The organism is Bradyrhizobium sp. USDA 4452, from assembly GCF_054063575.1.
This window is the reverse complement of record NZ_JBSSGK010000001.1, coordinates 16,464-38,030: the sequence shown is the minus strand read 5'-3', so window position 1 is coordinate 38,030 and position 21,567 is coordinate 16,464. Positions and strand designations below refer to the sequence as shown.

The 21,567-nt window shown below is 59.1% G+C and carries 22 protein-coding genes; 1 reads left to right on the top strand and 21 read right to left on the bottom strand.

Annotation, left to right across the window (positions count from 1 at the left end):
* Positions 1 to 12 precede the first annotated feature (12 nt).
* The 7 genes from ACVISU_RS00300 to ACVISU_RS00270 form a co-directional block, all read right to left on the bottom strand.
* Positions 13 to 1,926, bottom strand: a complete 1,914-nt coding sequence (locus tag ACVISU_RS00300; RefSeq protein WP_456705611.1) for a hypothetical protein — start codon at positions 1,924 to 1,926, stop codon at positions 13 to 15.
* Positions 1,927 to 2,313: 387 nt separating this feature from the next.
* Positions 2,314 to 2,568 (bottom strand): hypothetical protein, encoded by a 255-nt coding sequence (locus ACVISU_RS00295; RefSeq protein WP_456705610.1) that lies wholly within the window; start codon positions 2,566 to 2,568, stop codon positions 2,314 to 2,316.
* Positions 2,569 to 2,618: 50 nt separating this feature from the next.
* Complete coding sequence (locus ACVISU_RS00290) at positions 2,619 to 2,996, bottom strand: hypothetical protein (protein WP_456705609.1); 378 nt, start codon at positions 2,994 to 2,996, stop codon at positions 2,619 to 2,621.
* An 18-nt stretch (positions 2,997 to 3,014) separates the two neighbouring features.
* Positions 3,015 to 3,431, bottom strand: a complete 417-nt coding sequence (locus ACVISU_RS00285) for a hypothetical protein (RefSeq protein WP_456705608.1) — start codon at positions 3,429 to 3,431, stop codon at positions 3,015 to 3,017.
* Between the two features lie 8 nt (positions 3,432 to 3,439).
* The gene (locus ACVISU_RS00280; protein WP_456705607.1) at positions 3,440 to 4,156 is read right to left on the bottom strand and encodes a hypothetical protein; all 717 of its coding nucleotides are present in this window, start codon (positions 4,154 to 4,156) and stop codon (positions 3,440 to 3,442) included.
* A 38-nt stretch (positions 4,157 to 4,194) separates the two neighbouring features.
* Positions 4,195 to 5,319: a hypothetical protein gene (locus ACVISU_RS00275; RefSeq protein ID WP_456705606.1), complete on the bottom strand. Its 1,125-nt coding sequence runs from the start codon at positions 5,317 to 5,319 to the stop codon at positions 4,195 to 4,197.
* Positions 5,320 to 5,510: 191 nt separating this feature from the next.
* The gene (locus tag ACVISU_RS00270) at positions 5,511 to 6,392 is read right to left on the bottom strand and encodes a hypothetical protein (protein ID WP_456705605.1); all 882 of its coding nucleotides are present in this window, start codon (positions 6,390 to 6,392) and stop codon (positions 5,511 to 5,513) included.
* Positions 6,393 to 6,453: 61 nt separating this feature from the next.
* On the opposite strand from ACVISU_RS00270, the gene ACVISU_RS00265 reads away from it, so the two are divergent.
* Positions 6,454 to 7,017 (top strand): HNH endonuclease, encoded by a 564-nt coding sequence (locus tag ACVISU_RS00265; protein WP_456705604.1) that lies wholly within the window; start codon positions 6,454 to 6,456, stop codon positions 7,015 to 7,017.
* A 191-nt stretch (positions 7,018 to 7,208) separates the two neighbouring features.
* On the opposite strand, the gene ACVISU_RS00260 is transcribed toward ACVISU_RS00265, so the two are convergent.
* The 14 genes from ACVISU_RS00260 to ACVISU_RS00195 form a co-directional block, all read right to left on the bottom strand.
* Positions 7,209 to 8,903, bottom strand: a complete 1,695-nt coding sequence (locus tag ACVISU_RS00260) for a hypothetical protein (RefSeq protein WP_456705603.1) — start codon at positions 8,901 to 8,903, stop codon at positions 7,209 to 7,211.
* Positions 8,903 to 10,072, bottom strand: coding sequence for a hypothetical protein (locus tag ACVISU_RS00255; protein ID WP_456705602.1), 1,170 nt, complete (start codon positions 10,070 to 10,072; stop codon positions 8,903 to 8,905). The genes ACVISU_RS00260 and ACVISU_RS00255 overlap by 1 nt, the downstream gene beginning before the upstream one ends.
* Positions 10,073 to 10,942 carry a hypothetical protein gene (locus ACVISU_RS00250; RefSeq protein ID WP_456705601.1) on the bottom strand — a complete coding sequence of 290 codons (870 nt, stop codon included), beginning with the start codon at positions 10,940 to 10,942 and terminating at the stop codon, positions 10,073 to 10,075. It abuts the gene before it with no gap.
* Positions 10,939 to 11,328: a GNAT family N-acetyltransferase gene (locus ACVISU_RS00245; protein ID WP_456705600.1), complete on the bottom strand. Its 390-nt coding sequence runs from the start codon at positions 11,326 to 11,328 to the stop codon at positions 10,939 to 10,941. Before ACVISU_RS00245 ends, ACVISU_RS00250 begins: the two co-directional genes overlap by 4 nt.
* Positions 11,321 to 12,886, bottom strand: coding sequence for a hypothetical protein (locus ACVISU_RS00240; RefSeq protein ID WP_456705599.1), 1,566 nt, complete (start codon positions 12,884 to 12,886; stop codon positions 11,321 to 11,323). The genes ACVISU_RS00245 and ACVISU_RS00240 overlap by 8 nt, the downstream gene beginning before the upstream one ends.
* Positions 12,886 to 13,524, bottom strand: a complete 639-nt coding sequence (locus ACVISU_RS00235) for a phage adaptor protein (protein WP_456705598.1) — start codon at positions 13,522 to 13,524, stop codon at positions 12,886 to 12,888. Before ACVISU_RS00235 ends, ACVISU_RS00240 begins: the two co-directional genes overlap by 1 nt.
* Before the next feature lie 105 nt (positions 13,525 to 13,629).
* Positions 13,630 to 14,265, bottom strand: coding sequence for a hypothetical protein (locus ACVISU_RS00230; protein ID WP_456705597.1), 636 nt, complete (start codon positions 14,263 to 14,265; stop codon positions 13,630 to 13,632).
* Positions 14,266 to 14,325: 60 nt separating this feature from the next.
* On the bottom strand, positions 14,326 to 15,321 hold the full coding sequence (locus tag ACVISU_RS00225) for a hypothetical protein (protein WP_456705596.1): 996 nt from the start codon (positions 15,319 to 15,321) through the stop codon (positions 14,326 to 14,328).
* Positions 15,322 to 15,334: 13 nt separating this feature from the next.
* Positions 15,335 to 16,339: a phage major capsid protein gene (locus tag ACVISU_RS00220; protein ID WP_456705595.1), complete on the bottom strand. Its 1,005-nt coding sequence runs from the start codon at positions 16,337 to 16,339 to the stop codon at positions 15,335 to 15,337.
* A gap of 10 nt (positions 16,340 to 16,349) precedes the next feature.
* Complete coding sequence (locus ACVISU_RS00215; protein ID WP_456705594.1) at positions 16,350 to 17,444, bottom strand: hypothetical protein; 1,095 nt, start codon at positions 17,442 to 17,444, stop codon at positions 16,350 to 16,352.
* Positions 17,445 to 17,462: 18 nt separating this feature from the next.
* Complete coding sequence (locus tag ACVISU_RS00210) at positions 17,463 to 17,687, bottom strand: hypothetical protein (RefSeq protein WP_456705593.1); 225 nt, start codon at positions 17,685 to 17,687, stop codon at positions 17,463 to 17,465.
* Positions 17,688 to 17,818: 131 nt separating this feature from the next.
* Positions 17,819 to 18,538 carry a hypothetical protein gene (locus tag ACVISU_RS00205; RefSeq protein WP_456705592.1) on the bottom strand — a complete coding sequence of 240 codons (720 nt, stop codon included), beginning with the start codon at positions 18,536 to 18,538 and terminating at the stop codon, positions 17,819 to 17,821.
* Positions 18,539 to 18,737: 199 nt separating this feature from the next.
* Positions 18,738 to 20,219, bottom strand: coding sequence for a hypothetical protein (locus ACVISU_RS00200; protein ID WP_456705591.1), 1,482 nt, complete (start codon positions 20,217 to 20,219; stop codon positions 18,738 to 18,740).
* 114 nt (positions 20,220 to 20,333) lie between these two features.
* On the bottom strand, positions 20,334 to 21,533 hold the full coding sequence (locus ACVISU_RS00195) for a hypothetical protein (protein WP_456705590.1): 1,200 nt from the start codon (positions 21,531 to 21,533) through the stop codon (positions 20,334 to 20,336).
* Between the last annotated feature and the right edge of the window lie 34 nt (positions 21,534 to 21,567).

Here is a 21,567-nt window from a genome sequence, read left to right as displayed (position 1 = left end):
AACGGGAGAAGGTCAGGACGCCGCCACAGCGATGAACTCCGGCCGGCACTGCCCTGTCTGCCAGAAGTGTTCAAACACAGCCGTCGATCCAGTCTCAGCCTTTAATGACGCATCGACGAGGCGTGCATATCCCCCATCGGGCTTGACCTTCACTTCCGCGGACTCGCCCGTGTTCTGCATCGAGACGATGCTGTATTTCGTGGCCGCATCCTTGGTCATCGCATTGATGAACGTGTTAGTCGCCAACGCGGTCTGCACCACATCGGAGATGATCGTCTGCCACACCACGTTGGCATCCGTATAGATGCTGTGGATTGCGTTCGTAGGCGAAACGAAGTTGTTCGTTGCCGCGATGAGACCTGCCGCGCCGCCCGTCGTCGCATTGGTCCAGTCGAGCACCGCGCCAAGGTATCGCGGATTTGCCGAGAGTGGCGCAGTGAGATAAGCCGCGAATGGAGATCCTCCGGTGTTGGTCGCAATCAGCTTACCGCCGCTGATCGAGTTCGTCGCACTGTTGAAGGATTGGTGCCAGGATTGACCGGTCCATGCGGTCGTGAGCGTCGCGCTGTTCGCCCGGTTCGTGAAATCGTCGTAGAGATTGTTGAGCGACAGGCTCTTGGTAATGAGTTGCGCCTGCGTCTGGGCCGCACTCAGGATATTAGGCACAAAGATTGTGCTGTTCCAATAGCCTGCATTGCCGTTCCCGAGCGTTCCTGTGGTCACAACGGGAGGCGTGATGGCGAATGTCTGCGCCTGCCCGTTGACGGAAACGACGATGCTCGATGCATTCACCGTCATATCCAGCTTGAAGCGCATCATGGAGGGAAGCGCCGCAATCTGCGTATCGGTCAGTGTACTACCGCCGGAAACCACCGTCAGGAACAGGGCATAATTGGCTTGCCTGACCGTGATGCGATTGGATCCGGAGCCGATCTCAAGCAGCGTTCCAGCCGGCACGAAACGCGGGAAATCGGCGGTGACATCGAGGGTATAGGGAGCCGCAGGAACGGTGAAGGTGTTGACATCGGCCGAGCGCGTTGAGACGGCGAAGGTCGATCGCCATTTCCGCTTTTCGAGCTGCGGATTGTCGATGCCGAGCGAGAAATTGAACGCGCCGGTCGCGGTGAACTTGATTGCCAACGCGACGAAAGCGGTCGTTCCCCCTGCGACAAAACCATTTCCGATCTGGTGGAAGAACGTCTTGTCAGTCTGGACCTGCTGAAGGGTCGCGACCGCATTTCCTGTTGGTGCGCCGACAAGCGCGCCACCTGATGTATATTCGATCAGAACAAGGCTCGGATTGGTGACGTTCGTGAAGCTACCTGCAGCTAGGCGCAACTTGACGGAGCCGATCAGATTGTCAGCTGTGACGGCTGCGAAGTTCGTCGCGGCGCCGAGTTGATAGTAGTAATCTCCCGCTGTACTTCCGCTCCAGGTCGCGACGCCTTGCGATGATCCGGAACCGCCGGTGCGGGCAAACGATGTCGTAAGAGCCGACGAAAACACAAAGCCCCATCCGGTAGGGTCTGTGCTGGCGTTGGAATAGCCAGCGTCTTGCACGCCGTTAGCGACAAGGGCTTCTTCATACCAGTTGCCGGCGGAATCGCCGTAGACTTCGTGGGTAGCGGCGCGCTGGGTTCCGGTTAGCGTGAGTGGCGTGAAATTGCCTCCAGCAGTGAACTGTCCCATCCCGTTCCACGAATCGGGCGTCGGCGTTCCATTTGCGATGGCGAACGCATACATCGCGCCGTTTAGTTCTACGTAGCTCGTTCCGAGTTGCGCGTTGATCCACGCAAGCAGCCGACCATTGAATGGTCCAGAGGCGATCCCAGCGCCATCAAATAAGGCGTGCCAGTCGCCTTCATACGAAAGGGCAGTCCCTGTCAGCGCGCGAACCGTCGCTTGCCGAAGCTCTTGGTTGCTCATTTAGGGTAGACTTCCTTAAAGAAAAAGCCCGGCGCTGTGACGCCGGGCAGTCTGAGAGGAACAGGCCTGAAGGCAGGCCGAGCTACCGCCTGTCACAGACGATCAGGCGGATTCTTTCGCCACTCGCGCCATTCCTGGATCGCGATACCGATGGTGAGGATGGACAGAACGACCATGAATGCGGCGAGCCATTTGACCCAGATGAAGATCAATGCAGCCCCTTTGTTTGGAGAAGGCCGGTCAATGTCTCCGATGCCTGACGCAGAAGCATCGTGGCCTCTTCAAGCTTTGCTTGCACCTCATGGAGACGGCTTTCCTGACTCGAAAAGTCCTTGTCTCCCCGCCCATCGTCTGACCAGACGCGACGAAATTGGTTCAACACCTGGATCATTTTTTTGCTCTGATCTCGTTCACAAGGGCAATCAGCGCCGTTGCATTGCCATGGATCGCCTCCGCGATTCGATCGGCCGCAGCGATGCGCTCGTCGTAGCTTTCGGTCAGAAGGTTCTCGAGCAATTGAATGCGCGTGTCCTTCTTCTCTTCTCGCTTTTCTGACTTGAGGAGCATCACCCACATCACGATGGCGATCAGGCCGGGAGGCCCCCACGCCTTCAGGAACTCTTGCGCAATTTCCAATTCCATCTCCTAGCTGTCCGCCGAATTGCTAGGATCAGTCCCAGCTTACTACGCTGTTACTTTCTGATCGCCGTGATGATCTTTGAGACGTTCTCTGCACCTCGCTTGACGAAGTAGAACGAGACGATCAGGCCACACCAAATGCCAACGGTACCTTTGAGCTCGGGCGTAGTGCCCAAGCCCAGAACTGTGTCCCAGATCACGCATTTGGCGAAATAGGTCAGCCAAACATAGAACGCGAGCTTTTCGGGTTCGTAAGGATGGCCGATCTGCGCGATCTTGAGTTGCGTTATTGACTGCGTTTCGGCCGTCTGAGCCGCGATCTCTTGGCCGGCGAGATTCGCAGCGGTTTGCTTGTCGGTCGTCGTCGCCTTCAGATGAAGGTTGTAGGCATCGATTAGCCCCTTAACGACAGGGCCACCGATGAACGACATGATCGAAAGCCACATGGGTCAGGGCGCCGGCTTGACGAGCGCAACCACCTTCGGTTCGCCGCTGTCATCCTTCTGGGTCACGATCTGCGGCGGGTTATCTGTGATCTTGCGCAGCCAGCCGAACAGCATCCCGATCAGAACCATGCCGACAGGCAATGTCCATGCAGGAACCTTGGCCGTCAGGGGCGTCCAGTCTTGCCCGGTGACAAGCGGAAGAGCCTGATCGTAGAGGCCGACCAAAATGCCGCTGATAACTGTGAGGCGCGCGGCAATGCGGGTTCGCCAGCCGGTGATCTTGGCCTGCACCTTATCCCACAGCGACGCCTCAGCCTTGAACGCTGGGGAGAGCGTCGGCTGCTCCTTGAGGATCGGGCGAACGACAAACACATAGATCAGGATAAGCGCAACGAGGCCGATCGCAAAAAGCCAAAGCATGGTAGCTCCTATTTGTGATGCTGGAAGATGGAAGAGACGAGATTGGCAAGCCATGCTCCAATGGAGCCCGGCGCGGGATTAGTGACGGAAGGAACGACTGAGGGAGACGGAACGACCGGAATAGTCTTGGTCGGAGAGACTCGCGCATCCGCGATCTTGGTCTCGCCGAACTTGATGCTCGGATCGAGCGCCATCATCGCCATGATCAGACCTGCGCAGCCGAGCTGCTGATCGACCACGTTGGGGTCGAAAACGCCATCCTTCACGTATTTGCCCGACACATACTGATCCGTTCCGGACCAGATGTATGGCGATGGCTTGCCGCGGGAGGCATAGCCGAGCCCGTTGTACTCCTCCAACTTTGTCAGCGTGCCGCCGACCGACCAATCATGATTGCGAGCGGCGAAAGGCGCGCAGTTGACCAGCGCATCATAGGCGCCGTCTTCCCAAGTCTTGAACGGTCCCCTTCCCTTCGGAACGTGCGTCGAGACGCTACCGAGCGGGTCGCCCTGCCCGAGCTGGGTATTCCAGTTCTGGGATGCTTCGCGCTCATGAGCAACAGCAATGAAGAACCAGGGAACGCCGGTTTTGGCCGACACAGCTTGATACCGTGCTTTGGCCGTAGGCGCGACAAGCCGGGCCGCGACCCCAGAGAAGTTGCGCGTCAGCTTGGCTTTCTGCCAGCGGGCAGCGTTCGCCGCTTTCAGGGCGTTGAGGTCCGTCATGAACGCTCCAAAGAAAAAGCCGCCCAAAGGCGGCTGTGTTAGATCAGGCGGTACGCTGTAATCGTGGAGTCCTTTATGTTTCCGCTCTGATTGAACTGAATTTTCGCCGTTGTACTGTTCGTCCTGCAGCTAATGCGCAAGTTCCCGGCCGGCGAAGTGATGAAGCCACAAAGTGTTATGGTATCGGAGAAATTGGCGCCCGCGGTGCTTACTGTGCAGCTGGAAATGACAGTCGTACCGTCCCAGAGCTTGGCATCGAAGTTGCGAGAGGCTGCTGTGTCGATCACGGTCAAGGTACCGCAGACAAACCAAGTCCCCGTGCTTCCCTGCGCAACGCTAGGTCCGTCAAAATAGGTGTTCGCCACGTTCATGGCGATATCCACACCAAGGACCGAATTGATTTGAGACGGCGCAAACTGGACAAGCGTTGGACCAGAGCCAACCGCTAGGATGTTCCCGACAGTGCCGCCCGTAACGGCTGTCGTGCCAGGTTGAATGCTGGCTGCCGCACCGGCAACCGCTGTGATCACGCCAGCGCTTGACGTGATCGTGGTTCCGTCCACCTTGACGACGCCGAATACTGAGGAAGTCCCGAGCTGGGGCGAGACGGTGCCAGCGGCCGTCACAAGCCCCTTCGCGTTCACCGTGAACGTCGGGATGAGCGATGCCGATCCAAAGGATCCAACGTTCGAGTTAACCGTTGCCAACGTGGTCGCAAGCGAGCCGCCCGGAGTTGATAGATCACCAGTCAGTGCCGGGAAGTTCGTCGCTTGAATGGTGCCCGTGACCCCGTTGGCGAGATTGACCTGATCCCATTGAGGCGCGTTGCTGGTGCCCGTGTTAGCCAAATATCGGGTTGCTGTCGTGTTCTTGGCGAGTGACGCAATGGTGTTCGTTGCTGACCCGTAAAGAAGATCGCCTTGGGCAACGGTCGAGAGCCCCGTACCACCGCGGGTGACGCCCAATTGCCCGGCCCATCCCAGCGTAATGGAGGTGGCTGCGAGAAGCGCAGTGGTGGGAGAACCGCCGAGAGCTATCGTGACGTTGGTATCGTTGACGCTGGTAAGCGCTGCGCTCGGGACTTGGCCTGGCGTTACCGTTCCAGAGATATCGGAGAACGAGAGCTGTCTAACAGTGAGAGCGCCATTGAGCGTCTGCTGCATGACGACATTCGATGTACCTCCCGTTCCGCTGAGAACCACCGTTCCGGGAAGGAATGTCTGAACGCCGCTCCATGTCTGTGGAAGCGTCGGGATCGCTGGTGTGTACGCCAGAGGACCAAGAACGGCCGTGCCGCCGCTCGTGGCTGAAGGAGGCAGAGCGACATTGGGAGGCGTACTGACGATGATGCCAGTCACAGCTTCACCATCGCGTTCAGGAAGGTGACCGGCTGGATGATGGAGAATGGAGTGCTGGTGCCCCCCTGTGCGTTGCCAGTAAATGTAGCAGCAATATTACCGCTGACCGGGAGCGTCGTGGCTGTACCTGTACTCGGACTAAAAACATTCGCTGATCCACCAGTATTAACCGAAAAGAAGTTGGCGGCTGCGGTTGCCCCGCTTAGAGTACCTGTCACAGACCCCGATGGGGTGTACGCTGGCAAATTGGTGGTAGCGAGAGTTATTGTTTCGACACCGATCCACGCGCCTAGACTTCGGGAAGTCAGGCCGCTTCCAGATCCAGCCACACCGATTGCTCGGCCAAGCATCCTTGGGAGCGTCATCCGGCAGTTTGCCGCCCACGCAGCAGATGCACTGACTTGAGCCGCGCGCGTCGTTGCACCTCCTCCCGAAGTGAGCAGTGGAGCCGCTGAATCGCTCATCACGTTAAAAAATAGCGTGAAAAGATTCTGAGTGTCGGCGTTTGCGCGATTTGACGATCCCGAAGAAGCACTTCCAAACGTTCCATCGTCACATAAGATCCAACCCGTATCGGCAAATCCCTTGAATGTGAACTTGAAATCGCCAGTCGAGAAGAACGACGCGGTTGTGGTGTCTACATAATTCTTGGTCGCTCCGTCAGTCGAAACCGTTGGATCGGCCATGCCCGTGATTTTCTGGGCACCCATCGGAAGAGGTGCCGTCATCGCTGATCGGCCGCCGCGGTCCAGGCTGTTCGTAAGCTCGGTCCCGATATCGGTGATCAGCGAGTTATAGGCGGTCGAACTGATGGTTTGGCCGGATACGGCAGCCGTATTTGCCGGTTGCTGGTATTGGCCGTTTGCCTGACGAGGCATATGTTGCATTCTCCTTCGATAGGCAATACAATGCAACCTCCTGTTGATTTGGAGGATCGCAATGGGTTGTACGATTTGTGGAGCTTCGAAGATTGCCGGGCGCGGCCTTTGCAAAAGCCACTATTACAAAGCGCGCCGACGTGGTGAGTTAGATCAGTACGAAACCAAAGTTGAGGCTGGCACTAGTAAACAAGACCTTGGGATGCGCCTCATGTCGAAGGTCGCGAAATCCAAGGATGGATGTTGGGTATGGACTGGCGCAACAGCCGGTATTGGCTATGGCCAAATCCAAATGTGGCCCGGCGTTAAGCGCGCTCATCGTGTATCTTACGAGCATTTCGTTGGACCTATCCCGAAGGGAAGGTTGCTTCGGCATACGTGCGACAACAAGCTGTGCATCAATCCAGATCACCTCATTCCGGGCACAAAAGCCGACAACGGACGCGATAGCGTCGAGCGCGGCCAATTTCGGCCAAACAACAAGCTAACTCCCGAACAAGTTACGGCCATTCGCGCTGATCATCGGGCCGCTTCTACGATCGCCAAAGAATACGGCGTCGTACCCTCCACAATCACTCGCATAAAGGACAGAACTCGATGGGCCACCCTTTGGAGGGTCGATTGAATGTTGTATGGCCATCGATTTTCCATTAAAAAAGCCCCCTTAGCGGGGGCTGGAGGATTTCATGGGCTGGAAAGCACTTCAGCTTTTGATCGCGTCGGCCGTCATTGCGTCAAACATCCAGTACAAATGGACGCCCAACAATTACTTGGTGGGCATCCTTGCATTCCTTGCAGCGCTTCTGGCTACCGTCTTTATGGGCCAAGCAATCGCGCTGACTGGGCACCTAGCAAAGCTCTGGCGAGGGCCTGCCGTGCCGCCCCCGCTCCCGCCGTGGGCAAGACGGCCTGGTTTGAAAGATAGCGCTGGACCGGCGCGCTCAAGAGCGCTCGGCCAACGAGAGCAGGCATAGTCGCACCGGCCAGCATTCCCGGCAGTCCCGCCACTGTCGCTCCCAAACCGCCAGACAGTGCTGAAGCGAAATGCTGGGCGTACATCCGCGGCGCCGTGCCAGAGTTTGGCAGCGGTTTCATGATGGCTTCGCCTGCTCGAGCAAGATCGGCAAAGTCACCGTTGCCGCGGGCATAGTTGCGGCGTCCTTGGGTATTGATTGTTGCATTGCGGAGGCTGGATGGAGAAATCAGCCCCTCAGCCGTGCTTGAGCCCGCAGCCGTGGCCGCTTTCTCCAGAACCATCAGGTTGCGGTATTCAGTCCGCGCTTGCTGCCACGCACCGGCATCGGCCGGATTATTGGCTGCGATGGATCGCTCCATGGCATCGTCCAAAGAGCCACGGATACCCCGCAAAGCTGCCCGGAGTTGGGGATCATTTGAACCCCGCGCCGCGCGCTCAAGCCGGGAAGTAAGCGCTTGGTAGGCTTCTCCGCTAATCTGGCCAGCATTGTGCGCCTGCGTTTGTCCGATATCTCGGACAATGTTCTCCACAATCGGCGATCGCATCGCCGGAGGAACCAACGCATGATATTCACGAGCCGTATCGACGATATCGGTTACAAACTGCGGATCCATGTGCAGCGTGTTTCGCGCAGACAGAGTATCGAAATCTGCCCCGATCCGATGGAATGCGCGGTCAATCACCTCTGGTGTCGCTCGATTGGCGTTCTCGCCAGCCCTGCGAAGCGCAGCCGCGGTAAACTGTTGACCTTGCGCCTCCTGCATTCGAGCAGCCGCACCGCCGCTCCCTGGAATATCCCCCAAAGCGCTTTCCAGCCACATCAGGGGTTTGTTTCCGGTCGCCTGCCCAGCCGTCAGGTCAACACCCTCGCCTCTCAGCGCGTTCGCCAAGGCCGTACGTTCGGCTGTTGCCGGAAGAGGCGTGATAGCGCGCCGCGCAGTGCTTGTTGCTACTGGCGACAGGAGGGCCGCAGCGGTTCGTGCCCACGGTTCGACCTCGGTGCCTTTTGTGATCTGGCCGGCGGTCTCGCTTGCGATAGCGGGAAGCGCGACCCGGGTCACGGCCCGGCTCGCGAGAGATTCCGGGCCTCCGATCATCGCAGGCAAGAATTCGCCCGCGGTCTGTGCGTACTCGCCCGCAGTCGTTTTTGGCTTGTAGAATTCGCCTGTAACGCCTTCGATGCCTGACTGAATGTCATGGCTGGAGGGAGCGCGCGTGAGAACCGAGCCAACTGGCGTCATATTAGCCAAGGTCTCGGCGCCATGCTTGATGGTGGACGGATCAAGACCGAGCTTGCCAGCAGCCCAATCTACGCTAGCCGAAGCCGCATTACGGAGATCGCCAGCTGCGCCAACGAGCCCGATGCCGCCTTTGATCGCCCCAATGCCTCCCGACTTGGCCACATCAACCGCGATATCTCCCGGCGTGTGACCAGCGTTCAGCTGCTCAAGGAGGGCAGGATCTGTGACAGGCTTTGGCTCCAAAGAGCCATTAAGCTGGGCGAGAAGCGCGGGATCGGTAACAGGAGTTGCCATTACTTCTCAAACCATTGATCGCCGCGCTTGACATAGGTCTTGTCGCCGATCGTCTTCGTGACCTCGGGCGCTTCAGCATCGGCAGTCTTCGTTTCGGATTGGCCTTTCTTGTATGCGGGGCCTGCCTCGCTGCGCATCGAATTGAGAGCGTTCCAACGGGCTTGCCGCTTCTGCGCGATAACTTCAGGACCATCACCAGGCTGCGGGAAGAATTGCTTTCCGTAGTTTTCGAACTCATGCTGGGCGATCGCCGCGCCGGATTCACGACGCAACAGCGCAGTGATGAATTCCTGCTGAGCTTGCTTGTAATTCTGATAATTGCTGCTCTGCAGATAGTTGCCGCCCGGCAGATGATCGAGCACGTTGCCCTTGACGCTCGCGCCTTCATTGTCAAGCTTCCCGAGCGTCCCTTCAGCATGTTCCATGCGCTTGGCGAACTGGAGGGCTTTGCCCTGCTGCTCATTGAACTTGCCAATCGCGGCATCCGCCGTCGCGCGGGTGACCTCATTGCGGAAGGTTTCGGGATCGGCACCCGGCGGGATTTCGATCGTTTCGCCTGTCGGCCCCGTAACCGCAGTTACGACGTCGCCCGCACCCTTTTCCTTCGCCTTGGTGACGCTAGCGATATAGGGGGGATCAGCCGGACCGCCCGGGATCGGTCGATATTGGGGTGCCCCCGGCACCTTTCCGTAATCAGGGTTTGCCTCGAAATTGGCCGGCGTATTGTCCAAATCGTTAGCCAATCGCTTGCGCTGAAGATCGAGGCTTGCAGCGCGGTATTTGTCGTCCACGGCATCGCGCGCCTCTTGCCGCTGCAGGCTCATCGCGTTGTTGGCTGCACCGATCGCGGTCGGATTAGCCCAAGGATCAGCTGCGAGCCCAATCATTGCGGTCGGATCAATCTTCCCACCTTGAAGAACCTGCGCCATGAGCTTCTGCTGCCAGGCCGACTTGCCCTGCTGCTCCTCATTCGCGGCCGATGCGCGCTGATAGCCTCCCAGAGCCCCAGCAAGCCCGCGATTGAGCGCCGTGATCCAGCCGCCTCCCGGTCCGCCGGCCGCGGGCGTCGAGTCCATGCCCTGCTTCATCAGCGCATCAGCCAAAGCCTGCCGGCGCTGAACGTCTTGAGGAGAACCGGATGTGTCGATGTTGAAATCCATCAGAGCCATTTAGCCAGCTCCATAACCGCTCGGCGATCCACCACCCATAAGAGAACTTCCAAACAGGCCCCCCATCTTGGAAAGACCCGTTCCCATCAGGCTCGTTCCGCCAGTGAAGGGAGCAGCTGCAATCCCAAGCCCTGTACCAAATAAACCAGCCAACTGCCCGTTATAGGCATTCGCGTTCTGGCTCTGCTGCTGATAGTTCTGTTCGACCAAGCCTGAGATGTTCGTGGCCGGAATGTTCGTCGTCGGCGTGTTGACCAAAGCAGAATTTGGCATCGTCGGATTGGTGCCGCTCGAAAGCGAGCCATAAGCCTGCACAGGCGCCATGTACTGCTGCAACGCGGAGTTCGCAGCTGTCTGGTAGTCGGCCAGGTTTGCCGAGTTGTAGGCGTCGTTCTTCGACTGGCTGAAATTACGATACGCGGCATCATACCCGGGCATTCCAGGCTGCAGCCCCTGAGCTGCCATCTTGGCCTCGAACTGGTTCTGGTTCTGCTGCCACTGGGGATCCAGCCGAGCCTTGTTCAACGCATCGAGCGCTGCAGCAGTGCCGTTGTACGAAAGATCAAGGCCACCACCGCCCAACGCGCCGGCGCCGCTGTTCAAGAGATTGGTCGCCGCTCCCGTCTGCGCTCCGCGCATCTTCTGGTATGCATCGAACAGCTGCTGAGTTTCCGGCGAAAGCGAAGTCGTCGCGGTATATTGCGCCGTTCCGTCCGGATTCGTGCCGGTCTGGTTGTAGGTCAATGAGCCATAGGGATTGCTCTGGTTGACCATATTTGTTTCTTGGTTGGCCTGCGCGGTCGCAATGTTCGATTGCGTCTGCGCGTTGGCCGTTTGATACGGATCAGGAGGTGTGGGAGCGCTTTTCAACGGAATATCCTCTGCTCTGACCTCAACAGGCCAAAAACGATCGCATCTGCATCGTCAAACCAGTCCCGCAGCACGCCTTCACGCTTGAACCCGAGCGCGCGCAGCATGTAAGCCGCACGGGTGTTGTTGACCGAGGTTCTGGCTGTGATGCGCCGGACCCGCGCAAAGCAATACCGGGCGATTTCCCGCACGTCAGAGATGCTCCAGTTCCCGCAGGTATGCGCAGTCAATTCGATGTTCTGACCCGGCGTGTAGTCATTGAGAATGACGGCGCCAACCGGCTTGCCGTCCTTCTCGATCACAAGCCCGATGAAGGGATCGGCAACATGAAGGCCAAGCTCGCGCTCAAGATACCGTCGCGCGGACTCGCTATCCTGCCTAACCAAGCGGGGAACCCACCTCGTACAGCATTTCAATCGAATTCAACCGAACATCCGGCGTGATCGAAGTCGAAAGCGTGAGTTGGATAACAGGAGATACAACAGCCCCGAATCCTTCCGCGTCAGTCCACGCCGATAAGTCGGTCAGAGCCGCCGGCCAGATGGCCGTATCCCAAATTGCGGTATCCCAGAGCACGCCGCTCGCGGCCGGCGTGCTTGCGGTCGGAGCGATCGGAAGAGTCGTATCGAAATCGACCTTCACCGAGACTTGCGGTGTCACACCATAGGCCGACTGCAACCGCGGCCGAACCATCTTGACGTGTTTTGTGTTGGCCGGCGATTTCAGGTCCGTGTAGGATGGAAATACGGTCCAGGTATAGTTCTTGCCATCGTCCTGCCCGCCGGTTTCGGCCTGCATCACGCGGCCATCGGACGAGCCGTAGTAGAGGTTGTTATTATAGACCCCGAAGCAGTTGGCATCCCATCCGACATATTGCGCCCAGGCCCCCGTCCGAACATTGGCGATGAACTGGGTCGCATCCCCCGCGGTCGCCTTGGGCAAGTTGATGATGCCCATGCTCTGGAGCGGCCAGGTAATGATCTGCCAGCCAGCGATACCCTGTCGCGCGAGAACAGCATTCCGCCAAGCGGGCGCAATCGGCTTCGTGACCGCGACGTTCTGAAGTGCAATCTGATCCAGTGTCATGACCTGGGACATCGGGATAATCCCGTCTTCAGTCATGATCGCAATATCGCCGCCGGCCTTCATTACGCAGCGGCGGCCGAGCGGCTTGGCGATCTTGTAGAGGCCTTTCAGTGTCCAAGCAGTATCAGCAGGGTTCAAACCATCGTACATCGCCACCTCGCCCTCTGAGGTGATGAAGACGTTGGTTTCATAAAGCCCGCTGTTCGAGGAAATCGACCACGACGTTCCGCAAAGCAGATATCCGCCGTACTTGAAGATGCCCGACAGATCGAACGCCGTCGCTGCACCACCAATGGCGTTAGGTGCCAGATACCAAGCCTTCAGTGAGGCAGCTTGCACGCCATAGAGCGCGCTCTTGAACGGCCAGACAAAGGCGAGATTGCCGCCTGTGAGGCCCGTAATCGCGGGCGACGTGGTCCACGACGTGCCGTTGAAGAGCTGCGCAGCATCCACGCCGTTGACGCAGATCAACCAGGTTGCGCCGGAATTGGTGAACTGGATGAACTCTACCAGCGCTGTCGAGTTGAGACCAGATACGACGGCAGCCCCGACCGGTCCCGCACTCGTCACATCGTAAATCGCACCATTGCAGGAAGCGAAGAACTTGCTGCTGAGCCCGTTGACATAGGGAATGAGCGACGTGACCGCCGCAGCTGGCATACCCGTCGCGTAAGCCGTCGAGCCCCCACGCATGCGAACATAATCAAGCTGCGGAAAAGCATTGTTCAGGATGTAAGCCGTTCCAGGAGGCGCCGTGGACAGGTTATCGCCCACATACCAGCCCTGGGTAGGAGCCGGCAGGAACGTAGCCTTGGAGTTCGGCTTCTGGCTCGGATTATTGCGAAGCGGCTGCAGCATTACGGGCCAGTGTAGGTGATAGTTCCAGGAAACCAGCCGTCGAGATCGAGCGCAGGCGATGCCATCCTGACGATGCGCTCAGCATCTTCGCGCCCGGAAGCGCGGTTCAAGGACATTTCGTAGCGGCGGAAATCCTCGGCATAGTCGAGCCCCTTCGATTGCTTCCAGCGCCAAACAAGCCCTCGCCGAAGTACAAGCTCGTCGATCATCGAGAAGTCGCTATCGAGCAGGAACGTGGGCTGACGCTGCAATCCGGTCGCGTTGCTTACCCAATTCGTGCTGTAATAGTTGAAGGTGATGATCTCTCCCGATCCAATCGCCGGCCACAGCTCGAGCACGCCGCCGATGATGCGCCATACCGGCCGGGTGGGGAAAGACGGCGCCGATTTCATCTGCGCCAGCTGTTCATTCGTCACCGGTCCGTAGATCGGGAGCGTTGGATAAAGCGATGAGAAAAACTGCTGGCCTGCAGATAGCTCAGCCCAATCACCCGGCAACGTGAACAGCGTTGTTGAGCCATCCCCTGTAATCTGGCCTGCGATGTTGAGGTTGCGCCAGAAGAAACGCTCACGCAGCTCGTCACCGATATCCTGCGCGAGCTGAACGAACTTCTGTACGTTCGGGTCAGTCGATGACACGGCCTGAGCGGGCGCCGGAAGGCCACACAGTGGCATAGCCTGTTGGAGACACGACAAGATGCTCATGTCATAGATCGCCAGCTAATGCCGCGTCTGGGATTGACATCAGGCAGCTTCCTTACGCGGCCGGCCGGGACCACGCCGCGGCTCGTCACCATCTTTGCTGGCGACCTGAGCGGCGAGCTCGTCGATCTGGCGCTGCATGTCTTCCATGGTGCTGCGCAACCGCTCGTTTTCAGCCGCATACTTCGCCGCGGTCCCGTTGTCCTTGGCGCTTTCTAGCCACGCCTTGGCTTTCTCGCGCCAGATCCGGCCGTCTGCCAGCCTGTTGATGTTGCCATCGGCCACGGCCGCCAGGTTCTCGACCGAGAAAATACCAACGGCGTTGAATTCAGCGATCCGAAGCGCCGGAATCATCGGCCAGTTCTTCAACGGCGTCCCGTCGATGTGCATTTCCTGCCGTTTGGCTTTCCACGCCTCGTATTGCGTGGAAAAACGCTGCTTGATTTCTTCCGTCACGGGCGAAGTCGCCACGTTCAGCATGTCGCCAGCAACCACGATGCGCACCATTTCAAGTTCGCGCATGCGAACAGCGCCAGTCTCTTCCGTAGCCTTCTCATCCGGAACAGGCTCGACGAAGAAGATGGGCGTTACGCCCTTGTTCATTTCGGCATAATCGACCGTTCCGCCCATACCGACATTGGCGAAGGTATACGCATGTGCACTGCCGAGATCGTCCATGGTTCGTCCTTTTGATCGGAGAAAGAAAAAGGGGCGCCCGGAAGGACGCCCCGTCTGTCGTCAGTTCTGCGAACTCACATAGGGCCAGCGCAGGAACGCTTCCTGATAGCCCGTGGTGGTCGCATTGATGTTGTTGGCGGTCGCCGTGGCGTTCGCGCTCATCGTGATCGAATACGGCGCTGCGTTGCCGCTGATCGAGACGATGGTCGTGGAACCCGGAATACCGGTGCCTGCGATCGTCTGGTTCGGATAGATGCCAGCGATCGAAGTCACATTGGTGAGTACCGGCGAACCGTTGGTGGTCGTGACGTAAGTCGAGTTGTTCGACGCCGTTATGGTCTGCGCCGAGTTCGTTGCAGTCGCAGCAAGCGACATCACCACCACGCTGCCCTGAATGTCCAGGATGACAGCGCCGGTTGCGATGCCGGTACCCGATAACGTCTGACCTTTCACGAGGAACTTGTTGGTCGAGACGGCAGTGAGGCTAGTCGAGCCGCTGGTGGTGTTGGCCGTGAACGTACCAGACGTTGCCGCCGGGTAAACGCCAGTCAAGCCCATCGAGGTCGCGAGCGGCGATGCCGGAGCTGTCAACTGACCGACCGCAGCCGACGTGGTCACCGGCTTGGTCTGCGCGTTGACCGTCGCGAAGTTGATGAGGCCCGTTCCCGCGCGCTGCACCCAGATGCCATAGACACCTGCGGCAGAGAACGTGAACGACCAGTTATTGCCGGCATTGGGAGCCGCAGCCGGATCGCCAAGACGGCCACCCAGATACAGAGCGCCCACGTTGGCACCAAATGGAAGCGAGCCTGTCGCAGCTGCCGGGGTCGGCAGTGCGATATAGCTGTTATCCCAGGTGAAGGCGTCGCCCTGATTGTAGGTGACAGCCGCGGTCGGAGCGAAGAGGACATAAACGAATTCCGCTTCGTTGTCGCCGGCAGCGACGGAGCCGACCTTGAAGGACGGCAAAGGGGTCTGCCCGGCGTTGCCGAACGGCCCTTCGGGCTGATAGGTGCGAGCACCCAGCGCCTCGAACTGTGCAAGTGCGATAGTCATGTGTCGGTTCTCCTTACTGCCAGAGCACGCCCTGGAGGGACGAGTTGTTGACAGTCATGTTGCCGGCCCACGCACTGATTCGAACGATGGCGTCCTGATTGACGTTCGCCCGATCGCCGCCAATGACCTTGAAGTTCCGGCCCGAATGCGGGCGATAGAACAGGTAGTCAGTGTTGACGAAGTACATGGTATTTGCGGGAATCTGGCCGTTCTTGCCGCCGTCCAGGATCACGTCCACTTCCTTGCCGGCGCCGTAGTATTTCAGCGACGTAAAGCCCGAGCCGGTCGAACGGCCGGGAGAGGTCGTGATGCGCTGGATGGACTGCAGCGAGTTCAGGTAGGCCAGGTAGTAGTTGTTGTCGGCCACGATGAGATCGACGCCATCGCTATTGCGCTTCAGGCCGATGGTGGTCGAGTTCATGTAGGACTGGATGTTGGTCGAGGTGACGACACCACGGGCATCCGTGTTGGCGTTCACGGCGACGTTGCGCCACCAGACCTGCGACGAGCGATCGATGCCGCCGACGATCCCGGAGGTCGGAGCCTTGGAGATGAGCAGCGCGAGGCCGTTCATCTGCTTGCCCGAAAAGCCGGTACCGTCCGAGTAGACCGCAGCCGACATCTGGTTCCAGAAGGTGTCTTCCGCAGTGTCAACGCGAGCTTCGATCAGATCGATCATCTGCTCTTCGCTGGCGTTCTGCAGCTCTTCCAGACCGGAGATGGTGACAGCGATCGAGGCCTGCTTGATCGGGAAGCGGGCCGCGGTCATCGTGTCGTTGAGCGACACGTTCAGGAACTCAAAGCCCGAGTACCACATGAAGGTCTGGTTCTGGCCGTAGCGCAGTTCCTGGTAGATTTCACGACCGCCTGAGAACGGCTTCTGCTTGCCCTTCTCCTTCAGCCGCGCCAACAGCGCGTTGTTGTTGGTGATGTTGTCGGCCAGGGTGCGTGACCGCGACTCAAGAGTGGTCGTGGTCACGTCACCCCAATCGACGGAGGTAACGAGAGGCGATGCCATATTCTATCCTTTAAACGCCCCGCTGAGCGTCAACGGCGGCGCGAATGGTGTCACGGATGGAGGCTCCGGCTGCGACCTTGGGGCCTGCTGGCGAGAAGCCAGCGGCCGGCGCGCCTCCGGTTGCTTTGTCGGCTGCTTTCGCCCTTTGAACGGCGTCTTCAGCCTTTGCTGCGCTCTGGGGCATCGCCTGCTGTTTGATGAGCAGCGCGCGGATTTCCTTGTTCGCCCAACAAGCCATGTCGTAGGCGTCCTCAAGATTCTGGGCTTGCCCAGTCTCGATCAGACGCCCCATGTCGGCCTTCACATTCGCGAAATACGGATGCTGCTTCGCGTCTGATGCGAAACGATCGATCTCGGAATTGACCGCGAGCATTTCCTGTTGGGTAACGTGGTCCCGCAGAGCACGGAGTTCTTCATGGATCGGCGAGAGGTCCACTTGGGCCTGTTGATGGGCCTGCGGAACTGCCGCTTCTCCGTTTTGAGGGGAGACGCCGAAGCGGCTGAGAATGGCTTGTGCAAGCTGAACAGGATGGAAATTCTGGCGCTGCGCCAAATGCGCGATGCCGCCAACGAAATCCTGCTCCAGCCTGAGTTCGATGCTCCGATAGTTCTGGAGCGCGCTATTGAGATCGGTTCCTGACTGCTTCGCCAGATCAATCCACTGATCGAGCGGCTTGTACTCGGCGAGCTTGGCGAAACCGTTGTTCACCTCCTGCTCGCGCTTGAAGATCGCATCCTTGACCGGCTGCGGCAGCTCGTTGAACGCCGCCTTTGCGGTCGGAGACCAGGACGTTGGCGGCCTCAGCGCTTCATCAGCAGCTTTCTGAGGATCTTCCGGCTGAGGATCAGCCTTTGCAGCCTCTTCCGGCTTTGACGTTTCCGCTTTGGGCTCGGTCTTGGCGAAACGACCGCTTTCGTCTCGGGCTCGGTCTCCATCGGGCTTGGCCTCCGACTTGACAGGCTCCTCAGCCTTTGGCGCCTCTGGCTCTCGCTGCTTCGCAACTGCCGCGGCGATCGTATCGCGTAGACTGGGTTGCTCCTGGCTTTCGGTCGCAACAACGGTTTCGGCCGCGCCCTGCGGCGCGTCGAGTACTTCGTCTGCCATTGATTTTGATCTCGCTGGTTAGTCTGCGGGGAGCGCCGGCTTGTACCCGGCTTTGACTTTGGCGATCGCGGCCCCGATCTCCGCTTTCGTCACCTTCGGCCGATCAGGCCGGATTTCTGCGTGCTTCATGGCAGCCGGGATATCGCTGCCAATTTCTTCGACGCCTTTCGCCTTATAACCGGCGCGGATCGCAGCCTTGGAGTCGTAGAACTTGCCGTCCGCCATGCTCTGGATGGCGTCCATCGAGTCAGATACGACCATTGGGAAGCCCAATTCCGAGCGCGGCCCAGAGCCGCGGAAATGCGAAACGCACGCTGACGGCCACGGCTGCTCCAAATCATGCCAATCCTGGCAGGCCCGACACATGCGCTGCATCAGTCATTACCTTTCGGCTTCTTGGCTTCCTTCAACCGGCGGTCCATTTCGGTCATCGACAGCTCGTGCTTGTGATCCTGCGCTTCGGCCTGGTTGCGGAGCGCCTGCGCATCGAGAGCAGTCTCGGCGCCCATCTTCTGCATTTCCATCGCGTGCTGCTCTTTCTGCATCTGGTGGTCCATGACCTTGCCGCCCATTTCCAGCTGCATCGATTGCTGATCGTGATGGGCCTGCTGCGCTGCACTTGCGACTTGCATCTGGGCCTTTTGCCCCTCAGCGTCGGCCTTCATCTTGATCCCCTGCAGCTTGGCTACCTCGTCCGGCGATGGCTGCGGAGGCGGTTTGGGAGCAGCAGCTTGCGCCTCCAGCTTGTCCACGGTCTCCTCGATCACCTCCTCCAGAGACCGTCCAACCCGGAAAGATCTCGTTCCAAACAGGAGCAATTCGCCGGCCAGTTGGGTCATCGCCGGGTTCTGCTGTACGATCGGGCCCCACGCCTGCACAAACTGGGTGGTCGCCTGAATGAACTGCGTCCGATCCTGCCGCTCTTGGCTTTCGTCGCCCGTGATCGTCGAATCCACCTCGATATCAATCCGGAAGCGGCGCGTCATGCCGTCGCGCAGGAGCGCCATAACGGCGTCGATTGTCACGGGCTGCTGCGGCGCCTGCTGAGGCTGCGGCAACGGCTGGCCCTGCATCGGAGGCTGGACCGGGATCATTTGCGCTTCGCGGCCTTATGCTTTGCCGGCTTCGGCTTGAACTCGCCGCATGCCCGCAATTCCGCTTGGACTAACGCCGCCGTGCTCTTGTTCTCAGCCAACGCAAGCGGCGGATAGCGGAAGCAAAAGCCATATTTCTTCTTTCCCTGCTCGTTCTCGTGCTCGAACTCGTGATCGTAGAACTTACACTTGGAACACGTCATGCCATCACCGGTTGGCCCATAGGCTGCTGTGGAGCGGCTTGGGCTGCTTGAGCCTGCTGCGCCGCCTGAATGATTGCCTGCTGCTGTGCGGCCAGCGCCTGGGCTTCCAACTCAGCCTGTGACGGCAGCTGCATGTTCGCCATCTGCATCAGGGTCTCTGGAGCGCAATGGGTCGCAAGCACCTCGCCCACCAGTCGGCAGATATCGCGGCTGAACCGGGCAATCTCGTTCTGCCGTTCCTTGATCCGGATCGAACCGAACTGCGCCTTGATCGATTGGGCCGTCGCCGTCTCGTTGGCGTTGCCGTCGCCGCGCATGATGTCGGACAGCCCATAGATCTGGTAAACGTCCTCGATCAGCTGCTGACGGAGCTTGACGCACCCCTCAAGGATGGTCCCGACCTGATCGATCGGCAGCCAAATGACCGGCGCCGCAGCCTTCCCGCCGTCCGTGAATGCAGCCCACGATTTCACGGCAATCAGCCGGTTTTCAAAGCCAGGCGTGACCGCGCGCTCGATCTCCGGCGCACCCTCGCCCTGCGGACCGGCCGGATAGAAGCCAACCAGCTTCAGCGACTCCGAGAGCGCCGCGATCCGCGCCGTCAGCGTGTCGATCTCGTCCGCCTGGTCCTTGTAGAACACATAATCCGGGATCGGCTCGAGACTATCATTGGTCATCGTGCCGTAGGCGGGCCGCGGGCACGGGAAGAAGCCCTCGAACTTCAGGTACGGCTCGCCGCTCTCCAGCACCTTCTCGTAGCCCTTGGCAACCCAAAGCACCCGGTTTTCAGTCTTGTCCCAGATTTCCCAGATCGTGGCCTTGTTCTCGGCGAGCGCGGTGCCGTCGCGCTTGTAATCGCTCTGCTGATCGGGGCCGGCGTCGAGCGGGATTTCCTTGCCGACCTCATCCCCGAAACGCTTCACCAACTCCTTGCGGCCGAGATAGCCGCGGAACGCGACCCACTCGACCTCTTCCCAAATCCGGGAGATCGAATGGACAAAATCCTCGCGCTGGATGTACTCCAGAATGCAGTTTTCGAACTTGAGGATGGTCTCCGTACTCGCGTAGGCTTCTTTCCCTTCCTCGCGCGCATCCATCGCGGGATCGATGGCAGCGTCATCAGGCTGGCCGCTCTCCACATCGACTGTATTGAAAACCGGCTTGTACTTGACCCGGGCCTGACCGCGGGCATAGAGCAGATAATCATCCCTGACCTGCTCCAGTTTCGAATTGTAGTCGTTGGCTTCAAGCGTGAAGTTGATGCCGCGCTCAAGCAGCTCCGTCGCTTTGTTCGCGACCGGATCGCGGTCCTTCCAGCGTTGCTGGACAATCCCCTTCGGCGGTTTGGCATACACCGAGGGTTTCATCGTCTCCATGTTGGACCACAGCATCTGATACTGGCGCACTTTCGCAGTGCGGGATGCCTCGTACCGATACTTGTCCCGGATTTTCTTGCAGCGATCGGCCCAGCGCTTCATGGCCGTGGTGTTCTGAGCGCGCTCGATCTCGCTCAGCCACTTCTGGACCTCGCTGGACTGCTGGGGCTCGTCAGCCATTACAGGAAAATTCCCCAAACAATTCGCGAGCGTAAATCATAAGGTTTCCCGGCGACCTGCTGTTGGTCGCGATTCCACGGCTTCCCATTCCGCCATCGTCATCTCGTTGATAGGCTTGAACAACGGATTGGGCTTGTCAGCATCCCGCTTTGCCTGCGCTCGCCAAGCCATGCACATATACCGAAACGCATCCGCGCTATGGCTCGTCCAATCGTGTTTTGGCATGTCTTTGAACGCCCGCGTCTTTTCGTCGTAGTCAGCGCGGTACTGTCGCAGCGCCTCGATGCCATCCCGGCAGCGTTCGGCATCAAACCAGAGGTTCGGAAAACTCACCCGCGCCGCGTTGATCCCATCCATGACCTTGTGCGCCGGCACGAGATCAGGACTGCGACCCAGTGCAAGCAGCGTCTCAACCCGGGTGCGGCCAGTTTCAAGACTGCGTGCCTTGGCATCGTGGGGCACGTAATCCTTGCCCTTCGGATAGCCTCTCGACATGATTTCTGCCACGTAATGGTTCAGCGGCTGGCCGTGGTTCTCGTAGTGATCAATCACCCGAACCTCGTTGCCGACCGCCTGCCAGAACCAGATGGCCGTCGAATCTCCGATCCCCAAATCCCATGCCGTATGCACGGGTATATTCGGGTCAACCTCGATGCTCTTGAGCCGCCCCTTGCGCTCAGCCTCAGCCACCTCGCGCCCGAAATAGGCACCCAGGATCGCCGCCTCAAACGAGCACTCGAACTCCTGCTCGTACTGCTCGGGCGTCATGTCCAAGCGCGCCGCGGCCAACTCAGCGCCCGGCAGCAGCCCGGTTTCCGAGGCCCGCAGCATGAACCAGAACCAGTCCGGATCACCCTTCGCTCGCTCGAATATGTCGAAGAACGAATTCCTGCCCTTCGGCGTGCCTATGAACGTCGCCGATCCCTGCCGATCAGCGAGCATAGGGCGAATGATAGAACCCCAAACACTAGGAGCCATATCAGCGTATTCATCAAGCGTGCCGTCATCGAGGTAGCCACCACGCAAGGCATCCGCATTGTCTGCCCCGTAAATCCTGAGCCGTTGCCCTCGCAAAAGCTCCACGTAGAGCTCGGATTCGTTCGGCGGCTTGCTCCACAGCGGCCGGCTGTAGTGCTTCAGATATTCCCAGGCCACGTCCTTGGCCTGCTTCAGGAACGGCGCGATGTAGGCCGCCCGGTATCGCTCCTTGTCGGTCAGCGCTGCGCGCCGGACCATGTCGTTGATACAGGCTACCGTCTTTCCGCAGCGG

Coding starts and splice junctions, on each gene's coding strand:
- ACVISU_RS00220 (WP_456705595.1), bottom strand. CDS start 16,339: ATGGCATCGCCTCTCGTTACCTCCGTCGATTGGGGTGACGTGACCACG.
- ACVISU_RS00240 (WP_456705599.1), bottom strand. CDS start 12,886: ATGCTGCAGCCGCTTCGCAATAATCCGAGCCAGAAGCCGAACTCCAAG.
- ACVISU_RS00295 (WP_456705610.1), bottom strand. CDS start 2,568: ATGGAATTGGAAATTGCGCAAGAGTTCCTGAAGGCGTGGGGGCCTCCC.
- ACVISU_RS00280 (WP_456705607.1), bottom strand. CDS start 4,156: ATGACGGACCTCAACGCCCTGAAAGCGGCGAACGCTGCCCGCTGGCAG.
- ACVISU_RS00195 (WP_456705590.1), bottom strand. CDS start 21,533: ATGGTCCGGCGCGCAGCGCTGACCGACAAGGAGCGATACCGGGCGGCC.
- ACVISU_RS00205 (WP_456705592.1), bottom strand. CDS start 18,538: ATGATCCCGGTCCAGCCTCCGATGCAGGGCCAGCCGTTGCCGCAGCCT.
- ACVISU_RS00300 (WP_456705611.1), bottom strand. CDS start 1,926: ATGAGCAACCAAGAGCTTCGGCAAGCGACGGTTCGCGCGCTGACAGGG.
- ACVISU_RS00265 (WP_456705604.1), top strand. CDS start 6,454: ATGGGTTGTACGATTTGTGGAGCTTCGAAGATTGCCGGGCGCGGCCTT.
- ACVISU_RS00230 (WP_456705597.1), bottom strand. CDS start 14,265: ATGGACGATCTCGGCAGTGCACATGCGTATACCTTCGCCAATGTCGGT.
- ACVISU_RS00210 (WP_456705593.1), bottom strand. CDS start 17,687: ATGGACGCCATCCAGAGCATGGCGGACGGCAAGTTCTACGACTCCAAG.
- ACVISU_RS00200 (WP_456705591.1), bottom strand. CDS start 20,219: ATGAAGCGCTGGGCCGATCGCTGCAAGAAAATCCGGGACAAGTATCGG.
- ACVISU_RS00255 (WP_456705602.1), bottom strand. CDS start 10,072: ATGGCTCTGATGGATTTCAACATCGACACATCCGGTTCTCCTCAAGAC.
- ACVISU_RS00270 (WP_456705605.1), bottom strand. CDS start 6,392: ATGCCTCGTCAGGCAAACGGCCAATACCAGCAACCGGCAAATACGGCT.
- ACVISU_RS00215 (WP_456705594.1), bottom strand. CDS start 17,444: ATGGCAGACGAAGTACTCGACGCGCCGCAGGGCGCGGCCGAAACCGTT.
- ACVISU_RS00260 (WP_456705603.1), bottom strand. CDS start 8,903: ATGGCAACTCCTGTTACCGATCCCGCGCTTCTCGCCCAGCTTAATGGC.
- ACVISU_RS00285 (WP_456705608.1), bottom strand. CDS start 3,431: ATGCTTTGGCTTTTTGCGATCGGCCTCGTTGCGCTTATCCTGATCTAT.
- ACVISU_RS00275 (WP_456705606.1), bottom strand. CDS start 5,319: ATGCAGCAGACGCTCAATGGCGCTCTCACTGTTAGACAGCTCTCGTTC.
- ACVISU_RS00290 (WP_456705609.1), bottom strand. CDS start 2,996: ATGTCGTTCATCGGTGGCCCTGTCGTTAAGGGGCTAATCGATGCCTAC.
- ACVISU_RS00225 (WP_456705596.1), bottom strand. CDS start 15,321: ATGACTATCGCACTTGCACAGTTCGAGGCGCTGGGTGCTCGCACCTAT.